Origin of the sequence: Polaromonas glacialis (assembly GCF_000709345.1) — a bacterium.
Classification (GTDB): domain Bacteria; phylum Pseudomonadota; class Gammaproteobacteria; order Burkholderiales; family Burkholderiaceae_C; genus Polaromonas; species Polaromonas glacialis.
Genome location: NZ_KL448323.1, coordinates 2,008,168 through 2,021,241 on the forward strand (window position 1 = coordinate 2,008,168; position 13,074 = coordinate 2,021,241).

The 13,074-nt window shown below is 60.7% G+C and carries 12 protein-coding genes; 8 read left to right on the plus strand and 4 right to left on the minus strand.

What is annotated here, in order from left to right:
- Positions 1-58: 58 nt before the first annotated feature.
- From acnB to EC86_RS0110005, 4 genes are all read right to left on the minus strand, one after another.
- Entirely contained in the window at positions 59-2,674 is a 2,616-nt protein-coding gene (acnB, locus tag EC86_RS0109990) for a bifunctional aconitate hydratase 2/2-methylisocitrate dehydratase (protein ID WP_029525500.1), read from the minus strand.
- A 52-nt stretch (positions 2,675-2,726) separates the two neighbouring features.
- Positions 2,727-3,392: a hypothetical protein gene (locus EC86_RS0109995; protein WP_036772066.1), complete on the minus strand. Its 666-nt coding sequence runs from the start codon at positions 3,390-3,392 to the stop codon at positions 2,727-2,729.
- 26 nt (positions 3,393-3,418) lie between these two features.
- Complete coding sequence (locus EC86_RS0110000) at positions 3,419-4,408, minus strand: HpcH/HpaI aldolase/citrate lyase family protein (protein WP_029525502.1); 990 nt, start codon at positions 4,406-4,408, stop codon at positions 3,419-3,421.
- Between the two features lie 97 nt (positions 4,409-4,505).
- Positions 4,506-5,492, minus strand: coding sequence for a malate dehydrogenase (locus tag EC86_RS0110005; RefSeq protein WP_029525503.1), 987 nt, complete (start codon positions 5,490-5,492; stop codon positions 4,506-4,508).
- 270 nt (positions 5,493-5,762) lie between these two features.
- On the opposite strand from EC86_RS0110005, the gene EC86_RS0110010 reads away from it, so the two are divergent.
- The 8 genes from EC86_RS0110010 to EC86_RS0110045 all read left to right on the plus strand — a co-directional run bounded on the left by EC86_RS0110010 (position 5,763) and on the right by EC86_RS0110045 (position 13,048).
- The gene (locus EC86_RS0110010; protein WP_029525504.1) at positions 5,763-6,566 is read left to right on the plus strand and encodes a GntR family transcriptional regulator; all 804 of its coding nucleotides are present in this window, start codon (positions 5,763-5,765) and stop codon (positions 6,564-6,566) included.
- A gap of 127 nt (positions 6,567-6,693) precedes the next feature.
- Entirely contained in the window at positions 6,694-7,140 is a 447-nt protein-coding gene (gene sdhC, locus EC86_RS0110015; RefSeq protein ID WP_029525505.1) for a succinate dehydrogenase, cytochrome b556 subunit, read from the plus strand.
- A gap of 75 nt (positions 7,141-7,215) precedes the next feature.
- Complete coding sequence (gene sdhD, locus EC86_RS0110020; RefSeq protein WP_029525506.1) at positions 7,216-7,581, plus strand: succinate dehydrogenase, hydrophobic membrane anchor protein; 366 nt, start codon at positions 7,216-7,218, stop codon at positions 7,579-7,581.
- Positions 7,582-7,642: 61 nt separating this feature from the next.
- Positions 7,643-9,436, plus strand: coding sequence for a succinate dehydrogenase flavoprotein subunit (gene sdhA / locus EC86_RS0110025; RefSeq protein ID WP_029525507.1), 1,794 nt, complete (start codon positions 7,643-7,645; stop codon positions 9,434-9,436).
- Between the two features lie 41 nt (positions 9,437-9,477).
- Positions 9,478-10,182, plus strand: coding sequence for a succinate dehydrogenase iron-sulfur subunit (locus EC86_RS0110030; protein ID WP_029525508.1), 705 nt, complete (start codon positions 9,478-9,480; stop codon positions 10,180-10,182).
- A gap of 22 nt (positions 10,183-10,204) precedes the next feature.
- Entirely contained in the window at positions 10,205-10,513 is a 309-nt protein-coding gene (locus tag EC86_RS0110035) for an FAD assembly factor SdhE (protein WP_029525509.1), read from the plus strand.
- Positions 10,514-10,546: 33 nt separating this feature from the next.
- Positions 10,547-11,857, plus strand: a complete 1,311-nt coding sequence (gene gltA, locus EC86_RS0110040; RefSeq protein WP_029525510.1) for a citrate synthase — start codon at positions 10,547-10,549, stop codon at positions 11,855-11,857.
- A 267-nt stretch (positions 11,858-12,124) separates the two neighbouring features.
- Positions 12,125-13,048, plus strand: coding sequence for a LysR family transcriptional regulator (locus EC86_RS0110045; RefSeq protein ID WP_029525511.1), 924 nt, complete (start codon positions 12,125-12,127; stop codon positions 13,046-13,048).
- Positions 13,049-13,074 lie beyond the last annotated feature (26 nt).

Below are 13,074 nucleotides of genomic sequence, written 5' to 3' on the forward strand. Positions count from 1 at the left end.
AGCGGGGCTTTTTTAATGGCCACGGCCGGCTGTCAAGCCGGCTTTCCGGGTAATCGGATCAGGCTGGAAGCGCGTCCTTGACCGTGTCGGCCATGTCGGTGTAATCCTTGACCTGGTCGAAGTTCAGGTACTGGTACACCTTGTCGCTGGCAGCGGTCAGCACCTGCATGTCGGCCATGTATTCGGCCTTGGTCGGAATCCGGCCCAGCTTGGAGCAGATCGCGGCCAGTTCGGCGGAACCCAGGTACACGTTGGAGTTCTTGCCCAGGCGGTTCGGGAAGTTGCGCGTCGAGGTCGAAAACACGGTGGCGCCCTCCTTCACCTGCGCCTGGTTGCCCATGCACAGGCTGCAGCCCGGCATTTCCATGCGCGCGCCGGCGGAACCGAGCACGCCGTAGTGGCCTTCCTCGCTCAGCTGCTTGGCATCCATCTTGGTGGGAGGCGCCATCCAGAGCTTGACCGGAATGTCGCGCTTGCCTTCGAGCAGCTTGGATGCGGCGCGGAAATGGCCAATGTTGGTCATGCAGCTGCCGATAAACACCTCGTCGATGACGCTTCCTGCGACATCGCTCAGGGTTTTCACATCGTCCGGATCGTTCGGGCAGGCCACAATGGGCTCGTGGATGTCGGCCAGGTCAATCTCGATGACGGCGGCGTATTCGGCGTCGGAATCGCCCTTGAGCAGCTGCGGGTCGGCCAGCCATTTTTCCATCGCGGCAATGCGGCGCTTGATGGTGCGCACGTCCGAGTAACCGGTGGCAATCATCCACTTGAGCATCGTGATGTTGCTGGTGATGTACTCGATGATCGGCTCCTTGTTCAGGTGCACCGTGCAGCCGCCGGCAGAGCGCTCGGCCGACGCATCGCTCAATTCAAACGCCTGCTCGACCTTCAGGTCCGGCAAGCCTTCGATTTCCAGGATGCGGCCCGAGAAAATGTTGACCTTGCCCTGCTTGGCCACGGTCAGCAAGCCGGCCTTGATGGCGTACAGCGGAATCGCGTTGACCAGATCACGTAGGGTGATGCCGGGTTGCAGTTCTCCCTTGAAGCGGACCAGAACGCTTTCGGGCATGTCCAGCGGCATCACGCCGGTGGCCGCGCCAAAAGCCACCAGGCCGGAGCCGGCCGGAAAGCTGATGCCGATGGGGAAACGCGTGTGGCTGTCGCCGCCGGTGCCGACGGTGTCGGGCAGCAGCATGCGGTTGAGCCAGCTGTGGATGATGCCGTCGCCCGGACGCAGCGGAATGCCGCCCCGGTCGCTCATGAAATCAGGCAACTCGTGGTGCATCTTCACATCGACCGGCTTGGGGTAGGCGGCGGTGTGGCAGAACGACTGCATCACCAGATCTGCGGAAAAGCCCAGGCAGGCCAGGTCTTTCAGCTCGTCGCGGGTCATCGGGCCGGTGGTGTCCTGCGAGCCGACCGAGGTCATCTTGGGTTCGCAATACGTGCCGGGACGAACGCCCTGGCCTTCCGGCAGGCCGACCGCGCGACCGACCATCTTTTGCGCCAGCGTGAAGCCACGCTCGGTCGCTTCGGGGTTTTGCGGCAGGCGAAACAGCGTCGAGACCGGCAGGCCCAGCGCAAAGCGCGCCTTGGCGGTCAGGCCACGGCCGACGATCAGCGGAATGCGGCCGCCGGCGCGCACTTCATCGAACAGCACATCGCTCTTGAGCTTGAACTCGGCGATCACTTCGCCGCCTTTCAGCGCCTTGCCTTCGTAGGGGCGCAGTTCGATCACGTCGCCCATGTTCATTTGCGACACGTCAAGCTCGATCGGCAGCGCGCCCGAGTCTTCCATGGTGTTGTAGAAGATCGGGGCGATCTTGCTGCCCAGGCAGACGCCGCCAAAGCGCTTGTTCGGCACGAAGGGAATGTCTTCGCCAGTGAACCACAGCACCGAGTTGGTGGCGGACTTGCGCGAGGAGCCGGTTCCGACCACGTCGCCGACATACGCCACCAGGTTGCCCTTGGCCTTGAGTTCCTCGATGAACTTCACCGGGCCGCGCTTGCCGTCTTCTTCCGGCGTCACACCAGGGCGCGCATTCTTGTGCATCGCCAGCGCATGCAGCGGAATGTCGGGGCGGCTCCAGGCATCGGGCGCGGGCGACAGGTCATCGGTGTTGATCTCGCCGGCCACCTTGAACACGGTCAGCTGGATCGACTCCGGCACTTCGGGGCGGCTGGTGAACCATTCGGCATCGGCCCAGCTTTGCAGCACGGCCTTGGCGTATTGGTTGCCTTTTTCGGCTTTTTCCTGCACGTCATGGAACTGGTCGAACATCAGCAAGGTGTTCTTCAGGCCGCTGGCCGCCTGCGTGGCCACGCTGACTTCAGCGTCATCGAGCAATGCAATCATCGGGCTGATGTTGTAGCCGCCCAGCATGGTGCCCAGCAGCTGCGTGGCTTTTTCACGCGAGATCAGGCTGCATTGTTCGCTGCCGTGGGCCACGGCAGCCAGGTAGCTGGCCTTGACCTTGGCGGCAGCATCGACGCCGGCAGGAACGCGGTGGGTGATCAGGTCGAGCAGGAAGGCTTCTTCGCCCTCGGGCGGATTCTTCAGCAGTTCAATCACCTCGCCGGTCTGCTGGGCGGACAGAGGCAGCGGTGGAATGCCCAGAATGGCACGTTCAGCAACATGGCTGCGGTAAGTTTGCAAAAATCCGGATGACATCGCTACTCCTCTGATTCAAGTTATGGGAATGGTGGGCTGAAAAAAACGGGATTTACTTGACAGCCGCTGGGGGCAGCGCTTCAAGGATGCTGACCGGCGGATTCAACTTGAGGTTCTGGGCGACTTCGAGTTGTGCCGGGCTGGTGCATTCATCGGCCAGGCGAATGCCATGCTTCTGGCTCATCAGCATCGATTTGTTCGCCAGCTGCAGCCAGACGGCGCCGGCCTTCTGGTCCTCCAGGCGAATGGCGCCGGTGGACGTGGCGACCGGGAACATGCGGTAGCTGAAGTTCTTGCCCTGCATATCGAAGTAGCCGGGATTTTTGGCGTCGGCGGTCAGCGTGACCGAAGCGCCGAGTTCGCACGGCATCTTGCCGACCTGAACCCGCTCGGCAATCGCCAGTTCGGCCGGCGTCATGGCGGCTTCGGCAGCCTGGATACCTGCCGCCACGTTGACGGCGGCGCTCTTGAGGTTGGTGCGGCTGGCGGAAACCGCCGGCTTTTCAGCCTTCTTTTTGGCAGCAGGCTTGTCGGCCTTGTCGGCCTTGTCGGCTTTGGCCGCTGCGGTCTTGCTGCCGGCCGGCTTGGTGGCTTTTGCTTTGTCAGCTGTTGCCTTGTCGGCCTTCTTGGCGGTCTCGGCCTGCGCCATGGGCGCGGCAGCCAGCAGGAAAGCGGCAGCCAGCGCGGCTGCAAGGGTGGCGATGGGTTGGGTTTTCATAGAAGTCCTCGTCGGTGGATTGGCGCTCATCCAGGAGCGTCCATAAAGTAAGTTTGGGCATCAGGCGGCAGCGTGCGGCCGGTCTGGTGCGCGCGTTCCAGCACCTGCCAGAAATAGCGATAACTCGCGCGGTCGTGCAATTTACCGTCAAAACTGGTCGGTGCCCAATCTGCACGGGCACCAGCAGCTATTATTGTTGTAGCATCTTCAATTTCGGCCTCGCTCGGTGCAAAAGCCGCCAGGATAGAGCGTATCTGATTTGGATGAATGCTCCACATGCGGGTATAGCCCAGCTCACGCGACGCACGCCGCGCGGCGAGCGTCATGGCGGCGGCATCGCTGAACTCGGTCACCACGCAATGCGAAGGCACCTTGCCATAGGCATGGCAGGCCGAAGCAATTTCGAGCTTGGCGCGCACCACCAGCGGATGGGTGAACTGGCCCTGGCTGCTCATGCCATCGGCGGGAATGGCGCCGCCATGGCTGGAAACAAAGTCCATCAGGCCAAAGCTGAGCGACTGCACACGGGGATGCGCGGCAATTTCAAAGGCGCTGCGAACGGCAAACGGCGATTCGATCAGCACGTGAAGGGGTAAATCCCCGGCTGATGCGGCCAGCAACGCCTGCTCGGCCCGGATCACGTCGCCGATGGACTCGACCTTGGGAATCATGATGTGTGAAAGATGGCGCCCCAGTTTGCCGGCGATGACGGCCATGTCGGATTCGAATGCCGGGTGATCGACCGCATGCACGCGAACGGCAACGCGTGCCCTGTCGCTGGCCAATGCGGCGAGCGCCACGACCATGGCGGCATGGTCGGCTTCGCCGCCGACGGGCGCGCCGTCTTCGCAGTCCAGTGTCACGTCAAACACGCAGGCGCCAAACTCCTGGATCATTTCAGCCTGCAACTGCAGACTTTTGCGCATCCGCGCTTCCACGCCGCTGTAATGGTCGCAAACCGGCAAGGAAACCGTTGCGGCCTGGGCGCCGAGGAGAACTTCGCGCGGATGTTTCATTGAATAAGCTCGTTCCTGGGATCTGTCGCGAGTGGCTCGGGAACCAGGCGAGCATCTAAAAGTTGCCGCCCGCGTCCCCCGATTCGCCTGCAGGCTATTACAGAAGGTGAGCAACGCCGGCTTGTTCGCCCTGCAGTTCTTCCAGAGTCTTGTTGATGCGCTCTTGCGAGAACGCATCAATTTCCAGGCCTTCGACGAGCTTGTATTCGCCGTTTTCGCAGGTCACGGGGAAGCCGAACATCGTGTCGGCAGGAATGCCGTACTGGCCGTCCGATGGAATGCCCATCGTGACCCACTTGCCGTTTGTGCCCAGTGCCCAATCGCGCATGTGGTCGATGGCGGCATTGGCAGCCGAAGCGGCCGACGACAGACCACGTGCTTCAATGATGGCGGCGCCGCGTTTGCCGACGGTGGGCAGGAACACATTGGCGTTCCATTCCTGGTCGTTGATCATGCTGGCAACGCTCTCGCCGTTGATGGTGGCGAAGCGGTAGTCGGCGTACATCGTGGGCGAGTGGTTGCCCCAGACCGTGAGCTTTTCAATGTCGGCGACGGCCTTGCCGGTCTTGGCAGCGATTTGCGAAGCAGCGCGGTTGTGGTCCAGGCGCAGCATGGCGGTGAAGTTCTTGCGCGGCAGGCTCGGTGCGCTCTTCATGGCGATGTAGGCATTGGTGTTGGCCGGGTTGCCGACCACCAGCACGCGGACGTCGCGGCTGGCGACGGCGTCGAGGGCCTTGCCCTGCGCCGTGAAAATCGCGCCATTGACGGCCAGCAATTCGGCACGCTCCATGCCGGGGCCGCGTGGACGCGAGCCGACCAACAGCGCGTAGTCGGCATCCTTGAAGGCCGTCATCGGGTCGCTGTGAGCGGTCATCTCGACCAGCAAGGGGAACGCGCAGTCGTCAAGTTCCATCATCACGCCCTTGAGCGCTTTTTGCGGGCCTTCGACCGGAACTTCAAGCAATTGCAAAATGACCGGCTGGTCCTTGCCGAGCATTTCGCCCGAGGCAATGCGAAACAGCAATGCGTAACCGATTTGACCAGCGGCGCCAGTGACTGCAACTCGGACGGGTGTTTTGCTCATGATTGACAACTCCAGGAAGGTTAAAAAATTATTGGAACACGATGTGAAATAAGGTTTGCGTCAGTATTTCAGGCTTTGCCGGACTGTAAAAGCAGCATTTCTCGAACAACACCAACAGACTCCGCGCGATGCCCAGCGCAGGATTTTACGCTTGAAAATTGCGGCAGGTCAACTTGTCTTATGTCTTATATAAGATATGATCCAGGCTGATTTCACGTCCGGGTCAAGCACGGCGCAACATTATCCCAGGCCGCTGCGCAAATCTGCTGTATGACAAATACCAACTCTTTGATACCCGATACCTCACTGGCAGCCGGCGAGCAGGAGGCAGCCGCGCCTGCCGGACAAACGCCGGCCTTCAGCCCGCTGTACCAGCAGATCAAGGTGCTGATCCTCAAGGGCCTTCAGGCGGCTGAATGGAAACCGGGCGAACTGATTCCCAGCGAGATGGACCTTGCCGCGCGCTTTCGCGTCAGCCAGGGAACCGTTCGCAAGGCCATTGACGAACTTGCCGCCGAAAACCTGGTGATCCGTCGCCAGGGCAAGGGAACCTTCGTGGCGACTCACGCCGAGCAGCAGGTGCAATACCGCTTCCTTCGGCTGATGCCCGACAGCGGCGACATCAGCAGCGAAGGTCCGGCGGAACGGCAGATCGTCGACTGCAAGCGGCTGAAGGCCACCGCCGACATCGCCCGCCCCCTGGCCCTGCGGACCGGCGACGCCGTACTGCAATTGCGCCGGGTGCTGGCATTCCAGGGAACGCCCACGATTGTCGAAGACGTCTGGCTGCCGGGCGGACCGTTCAAGGGGCTGACCGCCAGCCGCCTGGCGGCCTACGGCGGCCCCATGTATGCCCTGTTCGAAACAGAGTTTGGCGTCCACATGGTGCGCGCCGAAGAAAAAATCCGCGCCGTTGCAGCCGATGCGGTGGCGGCCAGGCTGCTGGACGTGAAGCAGGGCGAGCCGCTCCTGAGCGTCGAACGCATTGCCTACACCTACAACGACGTCCCGATGGAACTGCGCCGGGGCTTGTACCGGACCGACACCCACCACTACAAAAACGTGCTCAGTTAACGGCATTGCCCCAAAACGGCAAAGCTTTGTAAATAAATTTGCTGCATTGCAATAGAATTAAAATGTTTGACTGATAGTCATGTCCCGCTGAGTTACCAACCGGTTACCACCACGAAAGCCCATAAAAATGACAGAGCTGGCATCCACTCCACGCCCCAAGCGGCCAGAGTTCCGAAATATCAATGCCTTTACCGACCTGCCGAGCTACCGATTGCCGCTGGCGGGCATCGTTTCCATCCTGCACCGTGTCAGCGGGGCCATCATGTTCATGCTGATGCCCTTCATCATCTGGATGTTTGACACGTCGATTTCTTCAGACATCTCTTTCGACCGATTCAAGTCCGCCTTCAACGCAGGCATGCTGGGCTTGCCAGGCGTGCTGTGGAAACTGGTGGCGCTGGCCCTGATCTGGGCCTACCTGCACCATTTCCTGGCAGGCCTTCGCCATTTGTGGATGGACAGCAGCCATGAGGCCGTCAGCAAGAACTTCGGCCGCCAGTCAGCCGCTTTCACGCTGGTCGTGAGCATCGGCCTCACGCTGGTGCTGGGCGCCAAGCTGTTCGGCCTCTACTAAAAACAAAAAGTTCGCAGGGCAACTGCTGCGCAAACACGGCAAGCATTGCCCCCAACTGATCAAGGAAAGAAAACCATGTCTGTCAATTACGGATCAAAGCGCATCGTTGTCGGCGCCCACTACGGTACACGCGACTGGCTGAGCCAGCGCATCACGGCGGCCCTGATGGCCATTTTCACCGTGCTGCTGCTGGCTCAGGTCATTTTCAGCAAAGGCCCCATCGGCTATGACCAATGGGCCGGTATCTTTTCGCCCCAATGGATGAAGGTGCTGACCTTTGCCGTCATCATCGCCCTGCTCCAGCATGTCTGGGTGGGCATGCGCGATATCTGGATGGATTACATCAAGCCGGTGGGTCTGCGCCTGCTGCTGCAGGTGTTCACCATCATCTGGCTGGTTGCCTGCGCAGGCTGGGGTATCCAGGTGCTGTGGCGCCTTTGATCCGACAGTTCTTCCCTAAAGTCAATGCTGGCATTTTCCAGCTTCCAAGATTTATAAAAACATGACTGCTACCTCCAAACTTCCCAAGCGCAAATTTGACGTCGTCATCGTGGGTGCCGGCGGCTCCGGCATGCGCGCATCGCTGCAACTGGCCCGTGCAGGCCTGAATGTCGCCGTGCTGTCCAAAGTGTTCCCGACCCGCTCGCACACCGTGGCAGCACAAGGCGGCATTGGCGCGTCGCTGGGCAACATGTCCGAAGACAACTGGCACTATCATTTTTATGACACGGTCAAGGGTTCCGACTGGCTCGGCGACCAGGATGCCATTGAATACATGTGCCGCGAAGCCCCCAAGGTCGTGTATGACCTGGAGCACATGGGCATGCCGTTCGACCGCAACCCCGACGGCACGATCTACCAGCGTCCCTTCGGAGGCCACACCGCCAACTATGGCGAAAAGCCGGTCCAGCGCGCCTGCGCCGCAGCCGACCGCACCGGCCACGCCATGCTGCACACGCTGTACCAGCAAAACGTCAAGGAAAAGACCAGTTTCTTCGTCGAATGGATGGCCCTGGACCTGATCCGCGATGCCGCTGGCGACGTGGTTGGCGTGACCGCCCTCGAAATGGAAACCGGCGACGTCCACATCTTCGAAGCCAAGACCACCCTGCTGGCCACCGGTGGCGCAGGCCGCATCTTTGCGGCATCGACCAACGCCTTCATCAACACCGGCGACGGCCTGGGCATGGCTGCGCGCGCCGGCATTCCGCTGGAAGACATGGAATTCTGGCAGTTCCACCCCACCGGCGTGGCCGGTGCCGGCGTGCTGCTGACCGAAGGCTGCCGTGGCGAAGGCGCGATTTTGCGCAACTGCAACGGCGAGCGTTTCATGGAGCGCTATGCGCCAACGCTCAAGGACCTGGCGCCGCGCGACTTCGTTTCCCGGTCGATGGACCAGGAAATCAAGGAAGGTCGCGGCTGCGGCCCGAACAAGGACTACATCCTGCTCGACATGACACACCTGGGCGTGGACGCCATCATGAAGCGCCTGCCTTCGGTGTTTGAAATCGGCCACAACTTTGCCAACGTGGACATCACCAAGGAAGCGATTCCCGTGGTGCCCACCATCCACTACCAGATGGGTGGCATTCCGACCAACATCCATGGCCAGGTGGTCACGCAAAACACCGAGAACAAGAGCGAAGTCGTCAACGGCCTGTATGCCGTGGGCGAATGCTCCTGTGTGAGCGTGCATGGCGCCAACCGCCTCGGCACGAACTCGCTGCTCGACCTGCTGGTGTTCGGGCGCGCTGCCGGCAACCACATTGTTGAGTTCAACAACAGCACGACCCATAAGGAACTGCCTGCAGATGCTGCAGACAAGACCCTGGCCCGCATCGCGCGCCTGGACAATGCAACCGATGGCGAGTACGCCCAGGACGTGGCCAACGACCTGCGCGCTGCCATGCAGCAGCATGCCGGCGTGTTCCGCACCCAGGCCGTCATGAACGAAGGCGTGACCAAGATTGCCGCCCTGCGGGATCGCGTGAACAAGATCGGCCTGAAAGACAAGTCAAAGATTTTCAACACTGCGCGCATCGAGGCGCTGGAAGTCGAAAACCTGATCGAGGCCGCCCAGGCCACCATCGTCTCCGCCGCCGCCCGCAAGGAAAGCCGTGGCGCGCACTCGGTCGATGACTTCGGCGACACGCCGGAACATCCGAACGGCCGCAACGACACCGACTGGCACAAGCACACGCTCTGGTACAGCGAAACCAATTCGCTGGCCTACAAGCCGGTGCAGATGAAGCCGCTGACGGTGGCGTCCGTGGAACTGAAAACGCGCACGTTCTAAGCGACGGCCCGACCCCAATATCGAAAGAAGCGAGAACCCACATGACCAAACGTACGTTCCAGATTTACCGCTACAACCCCGATACCGACGCCAAGCCCTACATGCAGACCATCGAGGTCGAACTCGACGGTCACGAGCGCATGCTGCTCGACGCGCTGATGAAGCTCAAGGCGCAGGACCCCACCATCAGCTTTCGCCGCTCGTGCCGCGAAGGCGTGTGCGGCTCGGACGCGATGAACATCAACGGCAAGAACGGCCTGGCCTGCCTGACCAACATGAACACGCTCAAGGGCACCATTGTCCTCAAGCCGCTGCCCGGCCTGCCCGTGGTGCGCGACCTGTTTGTCGACATGACGCAGTTCTTCAAGCAGTACAACTCGATCAAGCCCTACCTGATCAACAACAACGTGCCGCCGCAGACCGAGCGCCTGCAAAGCCCGGAAGAGCGCGATGAGCTCAACGGCCTGTACGAGTGCATCTTGTGCGCGAGCTGCTCGACGGCGTGCCCGAGCTTCTGGTGGAATCCCGACAAGTTCGTCGGTCCCGCCGGTCTGCTGCAAGCCTACCGTTTCCTGGCTGACAGCCGCGACGAAGCCACCGCCGAACGGCTCGACAACCTAGAAGACCCGTACCGGCTGTTCCGCTGCCACACCATCATGAACTGCGTCGATGTCTGCCCCAAGGGCCTGAATCCGGCCAAGGCCATCGGCAAGATCAAGGAAATGATGGTCTTGCGCACGGTCTGACCTTGCGCAAGATCACAAGTCCATGGAAATGACCGACGATTTGCTCGATGAGCGAAGCCTGAGCAAGCTGCGCTGGCGCTGCCGGCGGGGTCTGCTGGAGAACGACCTGCTGATCGAAAAATTCTTTCTGCGCTTTGAATCCACGCTCAATGTCAGGCAGGCTAAAGGCTTGAATGATTTAATGGATCTGTCTGACAATGACCTGCTGGACCTCCTGCTCAGACGCAAAGAACCTGACCAGCTTTCCGAACTGCCTGCAAAGGCAAGCGCCTCAACTCCCGAAGCACTTGAAGTTTTGAGCATGCTGCGGCCGGGTTCCCTGGTTTCCTAATTCACCCCTCTGACAAGAGAGAAAGAACACAACATGAAGTTAGCTGACAACAAAGCCACCCTGTCCTTCAGCAATGGTAGCCCCAACGTGGACCTTCCTGTTTACCAGGGCACCGTAGGCCCTGATGTTGTGGACATTCGCAAGCTCTATGCCCAGACCGGCATGTTCACCTATGACCCGGGTTTCCTGTCCACCGCAGCCTGCCAGTCGGCCATCACCTACATCGACGGCGACAAGGGCGAACTGCTCTACCGCGGCTACCCGATCGAGCAGCTGGCCACCAACTGCGACTACCTGGAAACCTGCCACCTGCTGCTCTACGGGGAACTGCCGGACGCTGCGCAAAAGAAGACCTTTGTCGGCCGCGTGACCAACCACACCATGGTCAACGAGCAGATGCAGTTTTTCCTGCGTGGTTTCCGCCGCGACGCGCACCCGATGGCTATCATGACCGGCCTGGTCGGCGCCCTGTCGGCGTTCTACCATGACAGCACCGACATCAACAATCCGGAGCACCGCGACATTGCCGCGATCCGCCTGATCGCCAAGATGCCGACGCTGGTCGCCATGGCGTACAAGTACACCGTGGGCCAGCCCTACATGTACCCGCGCAACGACCTGAGCTACGCCGGCAATTTCCTGCACATGATGTTTGCCACGCCATGCGAGGAGTACAAGGTGAACCCGGTGCTCGAACGCGCGCTGGACCGCATCTTCATCCTGCATGCGGACCACGAGCAGAACGCATCAACTTCCACGGTTCGCCTGTGCGGCTCGTCGGGCACCAACCCGTTCGCTGCCATTGCAGCCGGCGTGGCCTGCCTCTGGGGCCCGGCCCACGGCGGCGCCAACGAAGCGGCGCTGAACATGCTGGGCGACATCCAGAAAAACGGCGGCATCGAAAACATCGGCGAATTCATCAAGCAGGTCAAGGACAAGAATTCCACCGTCAAGCTGATGGGTTTTGGTCACCGTGTCTACAAGAACTACGACCCGCGCGCCAAGCTGATGCAGGAAACCTGCAAGGAAGTGCTGCAGGAAATGGGCCTGGAAAACGACCCGCTGTTCAAGCTGGCCATGGCGCTGGAAAAGATTGCACTGGAAGACGATTATTTTGTCTCGCGCAAGCTCTACCCCAACGTGGACTTCTACTCCGGCATCGTGCAGCGCGCCATTGGCATCCCCGTGCCGCTGTTCACCGCCATCTTTGCACTGGCCCGCAACGTCGGCTGGATGGCCCAGCTGAACGAAATGATTGGCGACCCCGAGTACAAGATTGGCCGTCCGCGCCAGCTCTTCGTCGGCTCCACCCAGCGTGAAGTCAAGCCGATGGCACAGCGCTAAGCCGCCCGTCTTTAGGCGCTTTTGCCAAAGCCCGCCAGATGGAAACATCGGCGGGCTTTTTTGTTGATCGCTATTATTTCTATAGCTATCTACGCATACAGGACAAGCGGAAATACCTAAAAAGGCTATTATTCTTGCATCATCCGCATAAATTTCTCACGCTTTCAGCTTCGTTACGCCAGACATCGTAAACTGCGATGGCGGAGTTGCAAGTCATGCTGCAAAATCGCAGTCCATCGCCTGAGACGATGCCACCAAACCATGTCCATCAAAAGCTCTGAACGCAATTTCGCCCGACGCATCGACCTGACCTCGCTTCAGCTCTTCGTGGCCGTGTGCGAACTGGGCAGCATCGGCAAGGCGGCCGAGCGCGAATTCATCGCGGCCTCCGCCGTCAGCAAGCGGCTGAGCGACCTCGAAGCCACGCTGGACACGCCGCTGCTCTACCGCCATACGCGGGGCGTCGACCTGACGCCGGCCGGTCAAAGCCTGCTGCACCATGCGCGCTCGGTGCTGTTCAGCCTTGAAAAGATGCAGGGCGAGCTGAGCGAATATGCCGATGGCGTGCGCGGCCATGTGCGGGTACACGCCAGCATTTCGGCCATCGTGCAGTTCCTGCCCGAAGATCTGGGCGACTTCATCCGCCGGCACAGCGAGATCAAGATCGACCTGGAAGAACACCTGAGCACCGAAGTGGTCCGCGCCGTGCAGGAAGGCACGGCGGATCTGGGCGTGTGCAATACCGCCAACGGCACGGGCGAGTTGCAGACATTGCCCTACCGCCAGGACAAGCTGGTGCTGATTGTCCCCAAAGGGCATGCCCTGCTTGCGCAAGGCGCTATTCATTTTGAAGATACGCTGGACCATGACCACGTTGGCCTGCATTCCAACAGCTCGATTTACCTGGCCATGCGCCAGGCGGCCGCCACCGTCGGGCGCACCATCAAGCTGCGCATCCATGTCACCGGGCTGGACGCCATGTGCCGCATGATCCACAACGGCCTGGGGGTTGGGGTGATGCCCCAGCGTGCCTTTGGGCTCATGCATGGCGTGGGCGAACTGGAATCCATCGCACTGCTCGATGGCTGGGCGGAACGCCGGATCGACCTGGTGGCGCGCGATTTCTCCACCTTGCCCCTGACCGCGCGACTGCTGGTTGACCATCTGGCCCAACAGGCACTCACCTCATAAAATCACCCGAAGACCACGAAGGAACA